The sequence below is a fragment of the Streptosporangium brasiliense genome, from assembly GCF_030811595.1.
Lineage (GTDB): Bacteria > Actinomycetota > Actinomycetes > Streptosporangiales > Streptosporangiaceae > Streptosporangium > Streptosporangium brasiliense.
On record NZ_JAUSRB010000002.1, the window covers coordinates 6495563 to 6514904 of the forward strand.

Genomic DNA, 19342 nt, shown 5'->3' on the forward strand with positions numbered 1-19342 from the left:
TCTAACCTTCCCGGGCCAGGGTAGAAGGGTAGAGCAGTGGCCGGCGACCGCGATGGGCCGCCGGGGACCGGAGCCCGGCTCCCCCGGGGCGCGCTCCGGTCCCGGCCTTCCCGCAGTCCAGGGGAGATTTCCACCGGACCTGCCTGACCCGCACTGATGCGGGCCTGTTCCGTTTGTCGATCACTTCCGCGCAGGACGCCGTGGGTACGCCCCCACCTGATCGACCCTGCTCGCTGGGAAGGCCGCCCTGACGTAGGTCACCTACGTGTGCGGAGGGCCTGGACGGCGGCGGTGATTCCCTTCTTGTCGTAGCTGCCGGTGGGCATGGTGGAGCCGTGGGCGTGACGGATGACGCCCTGGGAGTCGACGAGGATGCTGCCTGACTGCTGCATCGAGCCGAAGACCTTCCTGCTCAGGCCGATCATCTCGTGCGGGGTGCCGTGGCGGCCGGTGAGGACGGGGAAGGGGATCTGACGCTTGGCCTTCCACTCGGCCGCGGCCTGGCGGTCCTCGGGGACCGCGACAAGCACTCGCACGTTGTCGGCGGCGAGCTCGTCGCGGCGCCGGATGAGGTCCTGGACGTGCCGGTAGCAGACCGGGCACGACGTCGACCGCATGAAGTAGACGAGCACAGCGTGATTGCCCTGGTAGTCGGACAGGCGGACGGCCTGGCCGTCGGTGTCTTCCAGCACGACGTCGGGCGCGGGCGATCCAGTTTCAAGCATGGCGGAAATCCTCTTCAACTCGGGTTGTGAAATACGGTCTGCTCGGGTCAGGCGCCAGTGGGCTCCGGGGTCGTGCGGCCGCGGTCAGCCACGTCCGCGCCCTTGCCGTCGGAACGAGGTCGTGAACAGTGCCTGCCGCACGGCCGGCATCACGACGTCACTCATCCGAATCTCCTTCCCAGCGTGACCGTCATCCCATAAGAGGCCTCCACGCCGCGAAAGGATTCACCGTCTCGGGATCGATCTCGCTCGGCGCACCCCCGAGCCGTACGTCGGCAATCGGGCCGGCGCCCTCCTCGTGCTGGGCACCTCGGCGTTGACCGCGGCGTCGGCTGTCGGCTCGACCGGCGACGGCACCGCAATGATCATGTCGTGTGTCGGGCTGGTGGCCTTCTCCATGCACACGCGGCCGAGCCCACTGGTGATCATTACGATGACGGGTGCGACGGTCATGGCGGCCACCTCGTCGTGCGTGTTCTCGGAGCGATCGGCCGGTGACGCGTTCGGCAACGCCGCGGTGATGGTGGTCGTCGTGGTGCCGGGACTCAGCCGGCGGCAGTACCGCGCCCAGGCCGAGCACGCCCACCGGCTGCTGGAACAGACTCAGCGCGCCCAGGCGGGGCACGCGCGAGCCGCCGCGTTGGACGAACGGACCAGGATCGCCCGTGAACTCCACGATGTCCTCGCGCACTCCCTCGGTGCCCTGGGCGTGCAACTGGAGCTGGCCGACGCGCTGCTGAGCGACAAGCACGATCTGAACGGTGGGTTGGAACAAGTACGGCGGGCCCGTCGGCTGGCCGCCGAGGGCCTGTCCGAGGCACGACACGCGGTGGCAGATCGCCACGTCGCTGTTCATCGGCGAGTCGACGGTCAAGACGCACATCAACAACGCCTTCGCCAAGATCGGAGCCCGTAGCCGCAGCGACGCGACACGCTACGCCTACCGGCAGGGGTTGGCGGAAGGCTGAAAACGGTCAGAGCAGCCGGATCGTCCTGCCGATCCGGTCGAACAGGGCCTGCTTGCCGTCCTGGTCGGTGCTGAGCGTGACGGTGCAGGTCCTGCCCTGGGCGGGCAGGTAGAACTGGGTGCCCTTGACCTGCATGCCGCCGGCCGGGAAGACGTAGACCATCCGCGCCGCCTCCGTGCCGCCGACGGGCACCTTGGTCGCTTCGATGATCTTGGCTCTGATCTGTTGCAGCTCGCCGGTGGCCGCGCTGATCAGCTGGTCGGTCGAGGCGTCCGAGCTGGGCTGGCAGTAGCCGTTGAGGTTGGTGGTGAAGCCGTTGGGCGATCTGTGCCTCGATCCGGGGTCGAAGGCCCAGACGGCCTTGTTGGTCACCAGCGGCTGCAGGTCCCGCTGGGCCCGCTCCAGCGCCTTGCCCGACAGGCCGCTGCGCTTGAGCCCCTGCTGGAGGTCGTCCTTGGTCAGGTCGAGCGCGACCCAGGAGTCGGGGACCGCGACGGCGAGCCCGTTGGCGGTGCTGCCGACCAGTTCGAAACCGCCGGGCACGGTGGCGGCCCCGCCGCCGCCCGTCGGATGCCCCGGGCTCCCCGTGGGAGCCGCCGTGGGGGTCCCCGTCGGGGCCTGCGCCAGGTTGACGGGGCCGCCGCCTGCGCAGGCGGCGGCCAGCGCCAGGCACAGCGCGCCCGTGGCCGCCACGATGGGATAGCGCTTACGCACCAGACTGCCCTCCTCGCGGGCCTCGCGGGGAGGCCCGATGCCGATCGACCGGTGAAACCGCAAGGTGAATCGCCACAGGGGGACCTCCCGCACCGGAACCGCCTCGTCCCGGCCGGTAGGGGCAGCCCAACCAATGACAGGCGGCGCCTGTGCTCACTCGTCGCTGCTTGACGTGTCGCAGGAGCGCGCAGCGGAGCTGCGCGTGTTCCTGTTTTCGCAGGTTAAGCGGTAAGTGTCGGTGAGGCCGGGTTCCGCTGCGGTGTGTCGCGAGGGATTGGGGGGCGGCGGGGCGGGCGGAGGGCCGCCGCATCGCCGCAGCCGAACATTACGGGTCTTCCCAGCGTCGTGACAGGGCGGTAGGACAGGGATACGCCGGAGACGTCGGGGGCGGCGCCGGACATCGGCAGCCATGACGGGGAGACCAGCATGACCGTACGGGTGATCATCGAGGAAGTCGGCCGTCCGGGGCTCTCGGCCGAACGGGTGCGGCAGGTGGCGGGGGCGCATCCCGCCGTGCTCGCGCACCTGCGCACCACCGAGGTCCACCGGCTGATCGTGGGGGCCGCGGCCGCGCTCGGGCACGATCCGGACGGGCGGGCGCCGTTCCGGGCGAGTGTGTTCGACCCGGTCTCCAACCGGGGCGTCGAGCTGCGCGGCACCGTGGACCGGCCCGAGCAGGCGCAGGTCCTGCCCAGCTCCTACCGTCCCAACCCGCGGCCGCAGGAGCTCAGGGCGGCCGCGGCGATCCTGCGGGCCGACGGGCGCTTCCCCGCCGGGGACGACGTGCTGATCTATCAGCCGATGCCGCCGCTGGCCGACCTGGACAACCCCGACGGCACCACCACCCGCCGCCCCACCCTGGGCGTCTATGACCCTTCCGGCGCGGTCAGGCACCGGATCGTCGCCGTCGACGTCGCCGCGGGCAGCGTCGACTGGTCCCCGGCCGGGGTCTCCGTCGCGATGCATCCGGGCGACTGCGAGTCGCACCTGCCCGAGGGCGTGGAGAGCCTGCGCGACCGAGGCGGCCCCAACCAGGTGCGGCTGCGCGTGTTCGACGGTGACACCGAACTGTGGAACATGATCGTGGTACGGCCCCGCGCGTCGGCGCCCAGCGGCCCCGGTGACGGTTCCGGGGTGGAGCTGCGGCAGGTGCGCTACCGGGGCAGGATCGTGCTGCGCCAGGCGCACGTGCCGATCCTCAACGTCCAGTACGAGGAGGACGGCGTCACCTTCCGCGACTGGCAGAACCAGGAGACCCGCTTCTCGGCCACCGGCAGCGACCCGGTGGGCTGGGGCTGGCGGATCTGCACCCAGCCGCCCAGGACCATCCTGGAGCGGCCCGACAACGACGCCGGCAACTTCCAGGGGGTGGCCTTCCACTACGCCGACGGCGAGCTGAGGATCGTCAGCGAGCTGGCCGCCGGCTGGTACCGGTATGTGTCAGAGTGGCGCCTGGCCGACGACGGCGTGATCAGGCCGCGGTTCGGCTTCGCCGGGGTGCGCAACCCGCGCACCTGCATGCGCCACCGCCACCACGTCTACTGGCGCTTCGACTTCGACGTCGAAGGCGCGGCCAACGACGTGATCGAGCAGTTCGACGACACCGGCTCGGTCATCCCTGAGCCGGTGCCCATCGTGCAGGAGGTCATGCGCAAGCGGCGTCATCCCGCCCGGTTCTGGCGGATCACCGACGGTGCCGGCGGCCGTGGCTACCAGATCCACCCCGGCGAGCACGACAACACCGCCGACCCCTACGGCGTCGGTGACCTGTGGTTCCTGCGCCACCACCCGGCCGAGCTGTACGACGGCAACCCCGGTGCCGACAACCGGGCGATGCTGAACCGGTTCGTCAACGGGGAGAGTCTCAGCGGCGTCAACGTCGTCGTCTGGTACGCCGGGCACTTCCGGCACGACCAGAACGCCCCCGAGCCGCATCAGGGTCACGTCGTCGGCCCCGACCTGGTCCCCGTCACCTGACGGGGGCGGGTGGCCGGGGCCCCGCCAAAGACGGAGGACCCACCGGAGGCCGACCGGTCAGGTCATGTCCCAGAGCAGGCGGTAGTAGGCGATGCGCTCGGGGTCCGGGGTGATCCCGTAGGCGTCGTACATGACGCCGTCGTATCCCGGGCCGTAGTTCCACTCCATGCTCCACGCCGCGACGGCCAGGTCGGCCCATCGGTCGGCCACCCCGAGCGAACCGAGATCGACGTGCGCGGCGAACGTGCCGTCGTCGTGCAGCAGCGTGTTGGGGACGCACGCGTCCCCGTGGCAGACGACCAGGCGGTCGATCGAGGGCGGCTCCCCGATGCGCGCCCGGGCCTGCGCGAGTTCGAGGTGACGGTGCTCAGGGAACCAGTCGGCCGGCCCCTTGCCGTCGGCGATGCGCTCGTCGGCGCGTGCGAGCCGTCGAGCGACGCTCCATTCGAACGGGCACCGCTCCACGGGCAGGGCGTCGTGGAGCAGGCGCAGTCCTCGGCCGATCGCGGCCGCCGCGGTCGCCGGGTCGGCGATCCATCGGGGGTCCACCGCCGACAGGCCCGGGAGCGCCGCGGTGACCAGCCACGCGCCGTCGGCGTCGGCGCCGTGCTCGATGACTCGCGGGACGTTCACCCACTGCTGCGCCCAGGCCAGGCGCTCGGCCTCGCCGGGGAGGTCGATCTCCGGGGTGCCGGCGGCGACCCACTTGGCGTATCTGGTGCTGTCGTGCCCGTTTCCGAGGCGGAAGGTCAGGCCACCGAGCTCGTTGCGCCACACCGGAGTGATGGTGTCGCCGCCGGCGAGCGCCGCGATGACGTCGGGGACGGCCACGGGGCCGGTCGGGATCTCGGAGATGACAGGGTGGCTCATGGAGACAGGATCCTTCCCGGGGGCGGTGCCGGTGACAACTGGTTTTCGGGGGGAAGGGCCCGCCGGTGGGAGTGGGCGGCGCTGTCCCGGTGCCGGCGCCGGGTCCGGCGAGCGTGTCCGTCCGCGCGGCCGGGGCCGGGCCGCCTGCCGCCTGCGCTTGGCGGAGTACACCTCCACGACCGCGGTCGGATCGGGTACGGAGCCCAGGCAGTCCACCAGCGTCGCCACGTCCTCGAGCGCCTGGGAAGTAGTACTACTTCTTGTAGAGGATCGGTGCCGCCGTCTACAAGATCCCGATCCGTGCCGCCCGCCGGGTCCGGCCCCGGTGGTCCTCAGCCCCGGCTCCTGCCGGTCGACGGGGTAGGGGCCGATGGCCTCGTCCGGCGCGGGGTCATTCCTCGACGGCTCCGCCCACGGCCCGCAGATGATCACGGAAGCTCAGGGAAGGCTCCTGCCGGCGCCGGGCGAGATAGGTGTCGAACCGCAGCTGAGCGCGTAGGGAGACACCTTCGCGGATCCGTTCGGCCTGGTGCCGTTCGGTGTCGCGGATCGTCTCGGCGAGCGTGAGGAGGTCCGCGGCGCGAGTGGCCGGCACGAAGAGCACACCGTCGTCATCGCCCAGGACCACGTCCTCGCCGCTGACCGTCAGATCTCCCACGCCGGCCGATCCCAGAGCGTCGTGGGGGCGGGCGTCCAGGCGTAGCGGGCCGGTCGGGATCGCCCCCAGGCTGAAGACCGGCAGCCCGATCGCCCGTATGTCGGCTGTGTCGCGGTGCAGCCCCCAGATCACGATTCCGTCCAGCCCGGCAGCCTGAGCCTCCAGGACCACCAGATCGCCGACGCACGCCTCGTCGAGCCGCCCGCCGTTGTCGACCACCAGCACATCGCCGGGCGCGGCCCCTTCGAAGGCCTCCAGGAAGACGTCGACGCTGCCGACGTGCCGAGCAGGGCACACGCGCCCGGCCAGGCGGCTCCCGGGCGCTACGCTCCGCAGGTGCGCCGGGGCGCACCGCACCGGGACCCGGGCGCGGATGCACGCGTCCGCCAGATGGGCGGTGGTCAGAGTCGCGAACCGTCGCCGAAGCTCGTGGCGATCCATACCGTGCTTCCTCCCGCCGTCCGCCCGAGGTGTCGTCGTCCTCGAGGCTCGCATGTCGAGGACGCGACATCAATCGGCGGGGTGCCGGATACGGCACGGGCCGGGATCCGCGCCTTCCGGCTGCGGGTCCCGGCCCGTGGCGGGTGCTGAGGTCAGGCCGGGACGATGTTCTCGGCCTGCGGGCCCTTCTGGCCCTGCGTGACGTCGAATGACACCTTCTGGCCTTCCTGCAGCTCGCGGTAGCCCTGGCCGGCGATGTTCGAGAAGTGAGCGAAGACGTCAGCGCCGCCGCCGTCCTGCTCGATGAAGCCGAAGCCCTTTTCCGCGTTGAACCACTTCACGGTGCCGGTAGCCATGTCGATCTCCTTCTGTAGGGGCAGAGCCGGAATCCGCACTGCACGGATTCCGTGTCGCCGTGATGAGCCCATCCGGAGATGACCGGCAGAACAAAAATGCACCTGAGGGTCACATCCCGTCAGGTGCACACAGAGTTTCATGGGTACCACAACCGCAACTGGGTTCACCGTAGCACCTGCGCGGGCCGGTGTACGAGCAGGTCCGGTCACGGTCCCGGGCCACGTGCGCGTACCGGGCGGCGAGGCGGGGCGCCTGCTCGGGGGGCTGGCCGGCCGGCAGCTTCTCCAGGCCGTCCGCGACTACGCGCGCGACCAGCGCCTACCGCCCGGCCGGCCGTACCGGGGCTCGGGCGGTGCCGGCGGCCGCGGCGGCTGCGACGGGCCGGACGGGCGGCGCGGGGAAGCCGGTGCGGGGCGGCCCGGAGGCTCAGTGCAGGGTGATCGCCGCCCAGGGACTCTCCGGGTCGCTCATCAGCGCCCGGTGGGCCTGCAGCACCGTTGTGTACCACTCCCCGAACGTATCCTCGTCGAAGTGGAGGCAGCGGCCCAGGACGTATCCGGCCGAGAACTCCGCCCATGAGCCGTAGACGCTCTGGACGCTCTTGCCCGCCCTCTCGATCGCGGCGTGCATCTCCTGCTCGGTCGCGTACCGGGCACCCCGCCCCCAGCGGGCCATCATCGTGGCGCGGCCCAGGTCCCAGGCGGCGACGGACCGCACATACCCGTCAGGTGGCAGCAGTCCGTCGGCCCTGAACCGTGCCTCGTAGCGTGTCACCTCGCCCACCAGCCCGCGTAGCCGGGCGACGAACCCGTCGAGCTCGTCAGGGTCGGTGCCCTCCTCCGCCTGCCGGCGTATGGAGGTCTCGACGAGGTCGCGCCACGCCACGGGATCGACGCGCTCGCCTCCCGACCCGTGGGCGAGCCGGACCCGCGTCCCGAGCACGAAGTCCCAGACCCAGGGGCTGACCTCGCAGGTGAGCAGCCGCTCCTGCGTGCTGTGCCAGTCGTCGCGGGTGAAGACGTTCCAGGACTCCGCCAGCCGCTCGACCTCGTTGCTGTAGCCGGCGCCGTGCCAGTGGAGCGTGTTCCAGGCGTCTCCGTTGGAGTAGCACAGGTGCGCCCCGCAGGCCAGGCCGCGCAGCATCGCCTCGTCCGCGGGGGCGCCGGTCCGGCGCGTCTCGACGCGGTCGCACAGCTCATCGGGGCGGAACAGCTCCTCGTGGAGCTCGCCCCAGATCTCCCGCTCCTCCTCGTCGGCGAGGATCCACTGGGCACACGGCGTCTCGGCGTTGACGGCCAGGATCTCCACGCCGTCGGGCCAGATGGCCGCCAGGCCGCCGAGGGTGACGAATTCGTACACCACCTCGGGATGCGGCCGGGGCAGCACGCCCACCGTGTACGTGAGCACGACCCGGCGCCCGTCGTCCAGCGCCGCAAGCGTCACCGGCCGCCGCCCTCGCTCGTCGGCGGCGGCCTCCAAGGACACGGGCCGGTAGAGCCCTTCGGCGGCGACGGATCGCAGGTATTCGTACCCCGCGCGGTCGTCTCCCGCCTCGTCCTCCCGGCACAGCTCATACAGCCGCTGCTCGCGGGCGGCGGGAGCGCGCCATGGACTCCCGTCCTGAGGATCTTGCAGGGAAGGGAGTATTTCCTCGTGCATCTCGTCACCGGTGAGCATGAGCGAAAATATAGCGAGACTCCGCTCGGCCGTTTCCGGCCTCGGCCGGGACGTCGGCCGTCCCTCGTCGGCAGCCGGTGGGGGGCCTAGCCGGCGCGCCAGAGCGCTCCGCGGGACTGTTCCGCCGAGGCGACCGAGCCCAGCGCGTAGATTCCGTGGTCGGTGGCCACCAGGTCGGTGACGTGCGGCTCCGTGCCCTGGTCGGCGGGCGGGCGCTCCCTGGTCCAGCGCCCGCCGCTGAGGTGCCACAGCGTCGACTCCGTCGTCACCGTCCACAGCCCGCCGTCCCCGTCCGGCACCGCGTCCACGAACGCGCCGTCGAAGTTCTCCCGGTGGAAGGGGCCCCACGTGCAGCTCCACCTGCCCTGCGCGTGGCGCAGCGCCACCAGCCGTCCGGCGTTGGTGTCCTCGCCCTCCTCCAGGTAGTGGGTGCCGAACGCCGCCGCCCCGAGCACCCATGTCTCGTCCGCGCCGACGACCGCGACGGCCTGCGGGTAGAAGGCGCCGCCCTGAGTGTCATGGATGGCCTCCTCCGCGTTGATCCGCAGCGCGAACTCCACCACCTGCGGGGTGCCCTCGCGCAACCGCACGGCCTTGGACCCCGCGGCGGGCACGGCCCAGACCTCCTTGCCCTCCTCCGAGCCGAACAGCCGATATTCGGCGGATGCCCCCTCGGCGCCCTGGTCGGCGGGCAGGTCCATCCGCTCCCAGCCCGTGCCGTCCCAGTGGACGGCGGTGGCGCCGGAGCTCACCCAGCCGCCGTGCGCGTCGGCGGGGCGGTCCTCTCCCCCCTGATCCGGCACGGTCCTGTCCTGGTCCGGCACGGTCACCGTCAGCTCCCGCCACCCGTCGCCCTCACGCACGCCCCCCTTCCACGCCTCCGCCCCCGGGCTGACCGCCCAGATCCCGCCGTCGGGACTCGTCGCCAGGGCCTTGACGCCTTTCATGCCGGGCGGCACGGCCATCGTCTCCCAGCGGCCGTCCTTCCACCGGACCGGCGTCGCGGGGTTCTCCCCCGTGTCGCGCAGCGCCCACAGCGTGCCGGCCGAGGCCGCCGCGCCGCCGCGGAGGGCGCCCTCCTCGGTCACCGAGAGCAGCTCCCAGCCCGGCCGGACGGAGGCCACCTGGAACCCGTCGGCGGTGCGGGCCGGCTCCGGGCAGTCCGTCCGCGAGACGATCACCGCCTGCGCGCTCCCGCCGACGGGCGAGGCCATCGGCACGGCCACGGGCGCGGCCGCCCCGGTGGGCGTGCTCGCCGGTTCTTCCGCCCCTGACGCGCACCCGCCTGAGACCAGCGCGAGCGACACCGCCACCACCGCACCCACCCGCCGCATGAAGCCTCCGCCCTCGTCCATGTCGGTCTGAGGAGACTGCTGACGCCTGTCCTCAGAAGTCGATCATGACTCTCGGTCGCGCTGATCCATCGTACTTACCGGTCGGAGCCCTGGGGTGGTTCCTCGGTCGGGAACAGGATCAGGCTCATCAGGCGGGGTACGCGGCCGGGGCCGGGCTGGTTGGCCGCCCGGGCGGCGAAGACGGCGCGTAGCTCGTCGGCCATCTCCGTGATCTCGTCATGGCTGAGCCAGACGACGCCCTGCCGGTAGCCCACGGAGTCGGCGGCCGGGTCGGCGCCGTCCCGGTCGAGGTAGGCGTTGAACTCGGCGAGCAGGGCGGCCATGGCCGCGGCGAAGCCCCGGCGGTGTTCCTCCAGCGTCATCGACGCGCCCGCGCGGGCGTCGATCGCGGTCCGCTCGCCGCGTAGCCGGTAGTGGCGTTCCACGGCGCCGCGCACGCGCTGCTCGTCGGCGACCTCCAGCACTCCCCCCTCGGCCAGCAGGCCGACGTGCCGGTAGACGGTGGTCTTGGGGACGTCGGACAGGCGGGCGCACAGCTCGGATGTGGTGCGGGCGCGCCCTCCGGACATGGCGTGCACGATGCGCAGCCGCACCGGGTGCAGGAGCAGGTCAAGCGTATCCACGCTCCTAAGGTCCCATATCTGGTACCGTTCCCAAAATTGGGAACGCATGAGAAGGAGTCCGCGATGACCATGGAAACCTCGGCGGCCCGGCTGAACAGCCGGGCGGTGCTGCCGCTGCGCACGCTGGACCCGGCCCGGCCGTTGGACGACCTCGAATGGCTGGACGAGGCCGTCGGTGACGCACGGGTGGTGGCGATCGGCGAGAGCGCGCACTACAACCGCGAGTTCTTCCAGCTCCGCCACCGCCTGCTGCGCTATCTGGTGGAGCGGCACGGGTTCAGCGCCTACGCGATGGAGACCGGATCCGTCGAAGGACGGCTGGTCGACGGCTGGGTCCGAGGCGGCGGTGAGGACCGGCTCGGCCGGGTCATGGCGGACGGCCTGACGTCGCTGATGGGACTGTGGACGCCGATGCGCGCCCACCTGGAGTGGATGCGGCGGCACAACAGCGGCGCCGCGCGCCCGGTCGGCTTCCACGGGATCGACCTGCCCGGCTCGATGGTCTCCCTGCTGCCCGGCCTGGACGCCGTGATCGCCTACCTCGCGCGGGCCGACCCTGAATTCCGGATCGACCCGGGCATCCGGGAGACGGCCGCCGCCTTCGCGGCGCCGTCCGCGTTCTCCGCGCCCGCGGCCATCGCCGCCTACGGGAAGCTCACACCCCAGGCCAGGGACGCACTCACCGCGGGCCTGGCCGACCTCGCCGCGCGCATGACGGGCCGGCGTCTGGACTACCTCCGACGGACCACCCTCGACGCCTACGAGCGCGCGCTCCACGCACTGCGCGTCACGGTGACCCTCGACGCGATCATCCGCGCGATGGCCCGCGGCGACCAGCAGACCGTGATGTTCGACCGCGACGCCGCGATCGCGGACACGGTCGAATGGATCCTGCGCGGCGAGGAGCGGATCGTCCTCGCCGCCCACAACGGCCACGTCCAACGCTGGCCCTGCGCCATTCCCGGCACACCCGCGGCGACGTCGATGGGCATGCATCTCGCCGATCGATTGGGTGAGGACTATCTCGTCATCGGCACGACCTCGGGGACCGGCCAGACCCTCAACGTGACCGCCGACTTCTTCACCGGCACGCTCTTCACCGCGATGGAGGCGCCCCGGCCCGGCAGCCTTGACGCGCTCATGGACGCGAGCCACGACGGCCCCTTCGCGACCGACCTCCGCCGACTGTCGCCCGCCGACGCCGACGCCGTCCGGGCCGCCTCGCGGCAGCGCGCCGGCAACGGGACGTCCTACTCCGACCTGAGCCCGCTGGACGCCTTCGACATCGTCGTGCACCTGCCGTACGTCACGGCGGCCGAGCCCGACGCCGCCGCGCTCGCCCACTCACCCCGGGACGTGCAAGAGGCGTTCTCCCGGTGGAAGCCGGAGTAACACCGGCCGGTCCCGGGCGCCGGCGCCGAGCAGGAGGTCGATGAGGGCGGCGCCGCGGGCGTGTCCCTGACGGGATCAGCTCACCGTGGAGAAGAGGCTCGAGCGCAACGCCTCCGCGTTGGCGGCCAGGAACTCCCCGAACGTACGGGGCGAGCGGCCCGTGAGGTCCCGCACCGCCGTCGTCGTGGCCGCCAGGGAGCCGGTCGCCACCTGCCGGGAGAGCTCGGCCACGTCGTCGGCGAACCGCGCCGGCACCCCCTTCTCCCGCAACGCCGCGGCGAGCTCGTCAGGGGGCAGCTGGACCTGGCCCACGGTGCGGCCCAGCACGGCCGAGATCTCACGCGCGATCTCGGCGTAGGTCAGCGCCTGCGGGCCCGTCAGCACGTACGTCTCACCCAGGCCGTGCGGTCCGGTCAGCAGGGCGGCGGCGCAGGCGGCGATGTCGTCGCAGTCGACATACGACACCGGGGCGCCCCCGTAGGCGTCCACGAGCCTGCCTCCGACGGTGAAGGCGCCGGCGCCGGTGAGGAAGTTCTGCATGAACCCGCTGGGCTGCAGCATCGTCCAGGCCGGCCCGGACGCCTTGAGGTACTCCTCGATCTCCCAGTGCGCGCCCTCGGCCAGCCTGCCGCCACGGCGGGCGTGCCAGACCGACACCTTCACCACCCTCGACACCCCGGCGGCGCGTGCCGCGTCGATGGCGGCCTTCTGCTGGCGGATCATCGGCTGCGCGCCGTCCGCCGGCTGGGCTCCGCCCGCGTTGAGAAAGAGCCGGTCGACACCTTCCATGGCGGGGACGAGCGAGGCCGGGTCGTCGAAGTCGCCCACGACGGTCGCACAGCCCAGGGCCCGCCCCTTCTCCTGGTCGCGGACCATGGCCTTGACCGGCGCCCCCCGGCTGAGGAGGGCGCGTACGAGAGGCGTGCCGATGGAACCGGTGGCTCCGGTGACCAGAATCATGATGTGTCCTCCGAAAGGCGGCCGACGACGAAGAGGCAGCCGACGATAAACTGAGGTTGCCTCGAGAACACTATCTTGAGGGTGCCTCGAATTACTGGGACCACACATGACCGACAGCCGCCGGCCCCGCGCCGACGCCCGCCGCAACTACACGCGACTCCTGGACGAGGCCGACGCGGCCTTCCGGGAGAGAGGCGTTCAGTCCAGCCTGGAGAGCATCGCCCGCCGCGCCGGCGTGGCCATCGGCACCCTCTACGGCCACTTCCCCACCCGCCGGGCCCTGGTCGGCGCGCTGCTCCGGGAGCGTCACCAGGCCCTGTTCGAGCTGGGCGACCACCTTCTGGCCCACCCCGCGCCGGACGCGCTCTCCACCTGGGTCCGCGCGGCCACCGCGCACGCCGCCGGCTACAGCGGCCTGGCCGCCATGCTCGCCGACGGCCTGGACGACGAGGCCTCGGAGTTGCACACCGCCTGCCTGCGCATGGCCGACACCGGGGAACGGCTCGTCGCCCGCGCACGCGAGGCGGGCGCCCTCCGCCCCGACGCGACGGGTGCCGACATCACCGCTCTGGTGACCGCCGCCGCCTCCCTGCACGAGCACCTGTCCGCGGCCGACTCCGAGCGCCTCGTCACTCTCACCCTGGACGGCCTCGCCCGCGACCCCGGCGCCGTCAAGGACGCGTCACCCGCCCCGGACGGGCGGACGTCCGGGACGGGCGGGCGCCGCACTGCCGCCACAACCGCATGAGCACCGGATCTGCGGGGTCGCGCCCGCGCGGGCGCAAGGCCGGGGAGAGCGTCGTCCCAACCGCGGCAGTGATTGTTTACGTTCCAGCAAAAGCTAACTTGCTTTTACGGAAACGCCAACACGGCTGACGGCTTCATCTGTATTTTTGCAGGCGAACGCCGCCGCGTTTTGCAATTAATGTGAAGTCGAATGCGGGGCCCGGCCCCACTTTCTTGCAATGAGGTGCCCGCGGACGCGATACTGGTCCATCCACCCCCGCGGATGCGTCGAGCGGACCAGATCAGCAGGAGGCAGCACCGATGCCCGGAGGCAGGCTGACCCACCAGGAGCGCCGGCAGATCGCCGAGGGACTGGCCGAAAGGCTCACCTACACCGAGATCGCCGGCCGCCTGGGACGACCGATCTCCACCATCACCCGGGAGGTGACCCGTAACGGCGGCCCCGGTGGCTACCGGGCCGACCAGGCGCATCGGGCGACCGAAGGGCGCGCCCGCCGGCGCAAGCCGGCCCCGGTCCCGGGACCGCCGGCCCTCACCGACGCGCACGGGCGCGACCCCGAGGCGGTCCGCGACCTGGAGGAGCGCTTCACCGCGATGATGATCGGCACGGGGCTGCCGCGCATGACCGCCCGGGTGCTCACCTGCCTCTACACCACTGACAGCGGCAGCCTGACCGCCGCCGAGCTCGTCCAGCGCCTCCAGGTCAGCCCCGCGTCCATCTCCAAGGCCATCGGCGAACTCGAACAGCAGGAGCTGATCCGGCGTGAACGCGACCCGCATCGGCGGCGCGACCGGTACGTCATCGACGCCGACGCCTGGTTCCGGGGCTGGATGGCCAGCGCCAGGCAGAACACCTTGCTGGCGGATTTCGCCCGCGAGGGAGCCCAGGTCCTCGGCGCCGCCACCCCCGCCGGCACCCGGCTGCAGGACATCGGCCAGTTCTTCGAACATGTCGGTCACACCATGCTCCAGGCGGCCGAGCAATGGCGGCAGGCCTATTCCGCGAGGCGCACGACAGACGGTTAGGCGTCCTCCTCCCGGCCGTGGTCCCGGCCGCCGTCCGGCAGCTCGATCAGCCGGGTCGGCAGGGGGATCGGCCGGGCCGGTGGTGACGCGTCCATGGGTGAGCACGAGGCGTTCCTCGACACCGGGCCCCTGGAGCTGACCGCGGTCGAACTGTCCCAGCGCCTGTTCGACCGGGCGAAGATCGCAGCCACTCCCATGGACGGCCGGGGCCCAGCGGAAGGCACCACCTGCGGCTCGTGCTCGCCGACGGACCCGTCGAACGCCTCACCGGAGCGGCTCCGCGCCTGGCGTTCAGGACGACTTGCAGGTGGTCCCGTCCGCCCGGGCATCCGGGTAGCCGGGGTAGGCCCAGCGGCATACGGCCGTCATGTCGACCTGCTTCCCGCCGGGGCCGTAGCACCAGTAGTAGCCCGGGCCGCCGCCGGCGGCGGCGTATCCCTGGTCCTGGCAGTAGCCGTTCATGTCGCTTCCGGACACAGTCCCGAGCACCTTCGGGCCCGCAGTGGGCTGCTCCCCTGCGTCCGATGACGGCTTCTCACTCACCCCCGGTCGTGGAGAAGACTTTTCCTCCACGGCTGGTCGTGAGGGTTTCTCCTCCGGATCTGAGCGTGGCTTCTCGCTGACGTCTGATCGTGAAGGGGACTTGTCCTTCCCGTCGGACTGTGAGGGCGGCTTCTCGGATGCCGGAGACCGCGTGCCGTCCGGGCGTCGCGGGTTCCGCGTACCGGCTGTTGGAACCGTCCGGGGCCGGGGGGACGGCGATCCGGTCCGGCCCGCCACGGTGTCGGCCGGGCTGGGTGAGACCGTGGTGGCGCCGGAGGGCGGGCTGGAGCGCGGCGCCCGTGAGGCGTCGGAGTTCTCGCCTCCCGGATCGGAGGGGATGAGGGAGTAGGCGATGCCCAGGGCCGCGAACAGGGCCAGGACCGTGGCACCGGCCAGGACGGAGCGGCGGCGCTTGACGCTGCCGGCCGGTGTCCGGTCCTGCCCGTCGCCCTGACGCGCCCCGGCGGCCTGGCCGGCCGGAGGGTTTCCGGTCAGCCAGGCCGGACCGGGCAGGCCGCGCAAGCCGTCCACGACCTCCGCGGCGGTGGGCCGCCGGGCCGGGTCCTTGGCCAGGCAGGCGCGGACGATGGCGCAGAGCCGCCCGTCCAGCCAGGTCAGGTCCGGCTCGTCATAGAGGATCGACCGCATGACCGCGGGGATCGACTCGCCCTTGAAGGCCCTCTCCCCGGTGGCGGCGAACACCATGGTCGCCCCCCAGGCGAACAGGTCGGCCGCGGGCCCGACCTCACCATCCGCGATCTGCTCGGGCGCCATGTAACCGGGGCTGCCCACGACCTGGCTGGTGATGATCGACCGGCTGAGGTCCAGTGCCCGGGCGATCCCGAAGTCGATCACCACCGGGCCGTCCAGGCCGAGCAGGACGTTGCCCGGCTTGAAATCCCGGTGGACCACGTCCGCCTGGTGGATCGCGGCCAGCGCCGTCGCGGTGTTGAGCGCCAGCCGTTCCAGCGCCGCCCCGCTGCGCGGGCCCGTGCTGCGCACCGACTCCTGCAGCGACGGTCCCTCCACGAATTCGCTGACTATGTAGGGTTGTCCGTTCACGGAACCGCTGTCGAGCACCTTCGCCGTGCAGAACAGGGCCACCCGCTTGGCGATTTCGACCTCGCTCAGGAAGCGGGCCCGGGCACTCTTGTCGACGACCAGGTGCGGGTGGAGCAGCTTTATCGCCACCCGCTGCCCCGGAACCGCGCTACCGACATAAACCGTGCCCTGACCGCCGGTGCCGAGCCGGCCCTCAAGGCGGTACGGCCCCACCGCTTCCAGATCCGAGGGCAGCAGAGCCATCCACTCGGGCACGTGTCCTCCAGCGTCGAATAGGCGAGATCTTGTCCGCGGCCACCCACTGGGCAGCGGTTACGCGTGACCGCCCGCTCAGCGGTGACGGCGTCTCCACGGCCACCGGCAGACGGCGCCCCGGCCGTCGGTCCGAGCCGCCCGACGGGCCGGTGGGGACCGAGACACCCGGGGGTCGGCGGACAACGGCGGCGCGACCGGCCATATCTCGTCTCTCACAGGGTCATGATCAAAGAGCAGACAGACAGTATCGTCTTTCTGGGGTTGGAGACAGGCCGTCGACGGGTCGAGTTCATCGAAGGAGCGGGCCGAAGCCACGGACCCACCGGTAAGGCGGCCCCGGCCCCTCGGGTCAGGCGGGGCCCGTGCCCGCGCCGAAGGAGCCGCAGTTCCAGAGGGAACGGACATGGGCGATCAACTGGGGGCCCACGGCGCGCAGACCTGCACGGTCGTTCTCGGCGACCGGGACCGTGACGAGGGCGCTGGTGGCGGCGACGAGCATGCGACAGGTCAGCAGCCCCTGATCGTCGGTGACCCCCAGGGCCTCGGCGTAGACGGAGGCCATGAACGCGTGGAGTTCGCGCCGGCGGGCGACGGCTTCCGGGCCCGCGGCGTAGATCTCGACCAGGTAGATGCGGGTGTAGGGCCACTCCGCCTCAAGCGCTTCGAGGTAGACGGTGATGGCCCGCTCGTAGCTCTCCATCGGGTCGCCGCCCGTGCCGGACGTCCCGATCGCACCCATGACCCGTTCGAAGAGCAGTCCGCACGCGTGGTCGAAGGCGGCCATGAAGCAGTCGAGTTTGGAGTCGAACAGCCGGTAGAAGCTCAGGCGCGACACCTTGGCACGTTTGAGGACGTCCTCGATGGAGGTGGCGACATACCCCTTCTCCGCCATGACCTCGGCCATCGCCCGGCACAGACGCCCACGCTGCAGCCGCGCCACCTCTTCGGGCGGCAACGCGTTCCGCCCTCGGGGCAACCGGTGCGACCTCGACATTCACTCACCTTAAAGCAGCCGGCCATCTCCCCCGGCGCTCCTGTCCGTCCGGGCCGTGGTCGGAGGCCAGGGCGCTCGGACGGAGCCCGTTCCGGCCTCTCCGGGGACGGGGGCGTTCGGAGAATTGGCCATCTCATGACCGGTGGCTCAACAGGATGGGGTCGCCTCACCGTACATCACTCCTGTTACTCTATGCTCCATATTGATTACCTTGTGTTACTAGGGGAGCTCGTGTGAAGGTCGCCTGCGTCGGCGGCGGACCCGCCAGCCTGTACTTCTCGATCCTGATGAAGCTGGTGGACCCGTCCCATGACATCACCGTCTACGAGCGCAACCCGGCCGGCTCGACGTACGGCTGGGGCGTGACCTACTGGGACGACGTGCGCAACAGTCTCCACGGCACCGACCCCGAGTCCGCGCGTGCCATCGGCGAGAGCTCGGTCCGCTGGGACGGCTGGGTGGTGCACGTCCAGGACCGCACGACGATGACGGTCGAGCACGGGGACGAGGGCTTCGGCATCAGCCGCCGTGAGATGCTCGGCATCCTCGCCGAACGGGCCCGCTCCCTCGGGGTGCGCATCGAGTTCGAGCGTGAGATCACCGACGAGGGCGAGCTGGCCGACGCCGACCTCGTCGTCGCCGGCGACGGCGCCAACAGCGTGCTGCGCGAGCGCCACGCCGACCACTTCGGCACCGAGGTGGTGGTCGGGCGGAACACCTACGTCTGGCTCGGCACCACCAAGGTCTTCGACTCCTTCACCTTCTCCTTCGTGGAGACCGCGCACGGCTGGATCTGGTGTTACTGCTACGGGTTCAGCAAGGAGCACAGCACCTGTGTCGTCGAGTGCTCTCCCGAGACCTGGAGGGGGCTCGGGTTCCATGAGGCGAACGAGGCCGACAGCCTGGCCCTCCTGGAGAAGATCTTCGCCGACATACTGGACGGGCACCCGCTGATCGGCCGGGCGGACGCCGACGGCGGCGCGTACTGGCTGAACTTCCGCACCCTGACCAACCGGACGTGGCACCGCGGCAACCTCGTCCTGCTCGGGGACGCCGCGCACACCACGCACTACTCCATCGGCGCGGGCACCGCTCTCGCGCTGGGGGACGCCGCCTTCCTGGTCACCGCGCTGCACGAGGAGACGCAACTCCAGTCCGCCCTCGCCCGCTACGAGCGGGAACGCAGATCCGATGTCCTGGCCGCCCAGAAATCGGCCCGCCACAGCGCCCAGTGGTACGAGAACCTCCAGCGCTACATCGACCTTCCGTCGCCGCAGATGTTCGCGCTGCACGACCAGCGCTACTCCTCGCTGCTGCCGCATGTCCCGCCGCGGCTGTACTACCGGATCTACCGAATGGTCACGGGGCTCCAGTCGCTGCGCGGCCGGCTGGGCTCGAAGGGCCGCACGGGCCCTGAACGCCGGATCACCAGAACGAGATGATCGCGCGGCGATCGACACCGGGAGAGGCCCAGGCCGCGGGGTGGATCAGCGGGGCGGCCGTGCTCGTCCGAGGCTCGTGTGCGTGACGGCGGTCTGCCGTCGCGTGCGTGAGCCACCTGGCGGTCACTCGGCGTGGGGCGCCGGGACCAGGGGTCAGCTCCCCTTGGCCTGGCGCGTGGTGAGGGCGTCGAGCAGGCCGGGGAACGCCTCGTCCATCTCGGCGCGGCGGAGGGCGTTCATCCGCGAGGTCCCGACGTAGTACTGCCGGATCAGGCCCGCCTCGCGCAGGACCTTGAAGTGGTGGGTGGCGGTGGACTTGCTGACCGGCATGTCGAAAGCACCGCACTTGAGGTCCTCGCCGGAGGCGTCGAGCTGCGTGACGATGCTCCGGCGGACCGGATCGACGAGGGCCTCCAGCACCCGCTGGAGGTCGAACTGCGACACCTCTAGGTGCGACGGCGTACGTCCCATGGACCCGATAGTACAACACTCATCAAAGTTTGATGCCGATCATACTTATGGCTACAGTGGACCGCGTTCACAGCGAGCGAAGGAT

The 19342-nt window shown here is 71.4% G+C and carries 19 protein-coding genes; 7 read left to right on the top strand and 12 right to left on the bottom strand.

The window, feature by feature from the left end:
* Positions 1–257: 257 nt before the first annotated feature.
* On the bottom strand, positions 258–725 hold the full coding sequence (locus tag J2S55_RS38205; RefSeq protein ID WP_306871267.1) for a peroxiredoxin family protein: 468 nt from the start codon (positions 723–725) through the stop codon (positions 258–260).
* 298 nt (positions 726–1023) lie between these two features.
* Between J2S55_RS38205 and J2S55_RS48460 the strand changes: the two genes are divergently transcribed.
* Together J2S55_RS48460 and J2S55_RS48465 are read left to right on the top strand one after the other, a co-directional pair.
* On the top strand, positions 1024–1641 hold the full coding sequence (locus J2S55_RS48460; RefSeq protein WP_370879738.1) for a histidine kinase dimerization/phosphoacceptor domain-containing protein: 618 nt from the start codon (positions 1024–1026) through the stop codon (positions 1639–1641).
* Complete coding sequence (locus J2S55_RS48465; protein WP_370879809.1) at positions 1607–1693, top strand: helix-turn-helix domain-containing protein; 87 nt, start codon at positions 1607–1609, stop codon at positions 1691–1693. The genes J2S55_RS48460 and J2S55_RS48465 overlap by 35 nt, the downstream gene beginning before the upstream one ends.
* Before the next feature lie 6 nt (positions 1694–1699).
* On the opposite strand, the gene J2S55_RS38220 is transcribed toward J2S55_RS48465, so the two are convergent.
* Complete coding sequence (locus J2S55_RS38220; RefSeq protein WP_306871271.1) at positions 1700–2407, bottom strand: hypothetical protein; 708 nt, start codon at positions 2405–2407, stop codon at positions 1700–1702.
* Between the two features lie 426 nt (positions 2408–2833).
* Here J2S55_RS38220 and J2S55_RS38225 point away from each other — a divergent pair, with 426 nt between their 5' ends.
* A complete protein-coding gene (locus J2S55_RS38225; protein WP_306871275.1) occupies positions 2834–4384 on the top strand; it encodes a hypothetical protein in 1551 nt (516 codons plus the stop codon).
* 57 nt (positions 4385–4441) lie between these two features.
* Here J2S55_RS38225 and J2S55_RS38230 read toward each other — a convergent pair whose 3' ends face one another.
* The 6 genes from J2S55_RS38230 to J2S55_RS38255 all read right to left on the bottom strand — a co-directional run bounded on the left by J2S55_RS38230 (position 4442) and on the right by J2S55_RS38255 (position 10365).
* Positions 4442–5254 carry an aminoglycoside 3'-phosphotransferase gene (locus J2S55_RS38230; RefSeq protein WP_306871278.1) on the bottom strand — a complete coding sequence of 271 codons (813 nt, stop codon included), beginning with the start codon at positions 5252–5254 and terminating at the stop codon, positions 4442–4444.
* A gap of 391 nt (positions 5255–5645) precedes the next feature.
* On the bottom strand, positions 5646–6353 hold the full coding sequence (locus J2S55_RS38235) for an RraA family protein (protein ID WP_306871280.1): 708 nt from the start codon (positions 6351–6353) through the stop codon (positions 5646–5648).
* A gap of 152 nt (positions 6354–6505) precedes the next feature.
* A complete protein-coding gene (locus tag J2S55_RS38240; protein ID WP_306871281.1) occupies positions 6506–6709 on the bottom strand; it encodes a cold-shock protein in 204 nt (67 codons plus the stop codon).
* 427 nt (positions 6710–7136) lie between these two features.
* Positions 7137–8387, bottom strand: coding sequence for a DUF1266 domain-containing protein (locus J2S55_RS38245; protein WP_306871282.1), 1251 nt, complete (start codon positions 8385–8387; stop codon positions 7137–7139).
* 86 nt (positions 8388–8473) lie between these two features.
* On the bottom strand, positions 8474–9721 hold the full coding sequence (locus tag J2S55_RS38250; RefSeq protein ID WP_306871284.1) for a hypothetical protein: 1248 nt from the start codon (positions 9719–9721) through the stop codon (positions 8474–8476).
* A gap of 95 nt (positions 9722–9816) precedes the next feature.
* Positions 9817–10365: a helix-turn-helix domain-containing protein gene (locus J2S55_RS38255; protein WP_306871287.1), complete on the bottom strand. Its 549-nt coding sequence runs from the start codon at positions 10363–10365 to the stop codon at positions 9817–9819.
* Between the two features lie 63 nt (positions 10366–10428).
* On the opposite strand from J2S55_RS38255, the gene J2S55_RS38260 reads away from it, so the two are divergent.
* A complete protein-coding gene (locus J2S55_RS38260) occupies positions 10429–11757 on the top strand; it encodes an erythromycin esterase family protein (RefSeq protein WP_306871290.1) in 1329 nt (442 codons plus the stop codon).
* A gap of 75 nt (positions 11758–11832) precedes the next feature.
* On the opposite strand, the gene J2S55_RS38265 is transcribed toward J2S55_RS38260, so the two are convergent.
* Positions 11833–12717, bottom strand: a complete 885-nt coding sequence (locus tag J2S55_RS38265) for an NmrA family NAD(P)-binding protein (protein ID WP_306871292.1) — start codon at positions 12715–12717, stop codon at positions 11833–11835.
* Between the two features lie 106 nt (positions 12718–12823).
* Here J2S55_RS38265 and J2S55_RS38270 point away from each other — a divergent pair, with 106 nt between their 5' ends.
* Positions 12824–13465, top strand: a complete 642-nt coding sequence (locus J2S55_RS38270; protein ID WP_306871295.1) for a TetR/AcrR family transcriptional regulator — start codon at positions 12824–12826, stop codon at positions 13463–13465.
* A gap of 299 nt (positions 13466–13764) precedes the next feature.
* Positions 13765–14490, top strand: a complete 726-nt coding sequence (locus J2S55_RS38275; protein ID WP_306871297.1) for a GbsR/MarR family transcriptional regulator — start codon at positions 13765–13767, stop codon at positions 14488–14490.
* Between the two features lie 291 nt (positions 14491–14781).
* On the opposite strand, the gene J2S55_RS38280 is transcribed toward J2S55_RS38275, so the two are convergent.
* Together J2S55_RS38280 and J2S55_RS38285 are read right to left on the bottom strand one after the other, a co-directional pair.
* Entirely contained in the window at positions 14782–16350 is a 1569-nt protein-coding gene (locus J2S55_RS38280; RefSeq protein WP_306871299.1) for a serine/threonine protein kinase, read from the bottom strand.
* Between the two features lie 349 nt (positions 16351–16699).
* Entirely contained in the window at positions 16700–17344 is a 645-nt protein-coding gene (locus tag J2S55_RS38285) for a TetR/AcrR family transcriptional regulator (RefSeq protein ID WP_306871300.1), read from the bottom strand.
* Between the two features lie 233 nt (positions 17345–17577).
* On the opposite strand from J2S55_RS38285, the gene J2S55_RS38290 reads away from it, so the two are divergent.
* On the top strand, positions 17578–18786 hold the full coding sequence (locus tag J2S55_RS38290; RefSeq protein ID WP_306871304.1) for an FAD-dependent monooxygenase: 1209 nt from the start codon (positions 17578–17580) through the stop codon (positions 18784–18786).
* Positions 18787–18939: 153 nt separating this feature from the next.
* On the opposite strand, the gene J2S55_RS38295 is transcribed toward J2S55_RS38290, so the two are convergent.
* Positions 18940–19257: an ArsR/SmtB family transcription factor gene (locus J2S55_RS38295; protein WP_306871305.1), complete on the bottom strand. Its 318-nt coding sequence runs from the start codon at positions 19255–19257 to the stop codon at positions 18940–18942.
* Positions 19258–19342 lie beyond the last annotated feature (85 nt).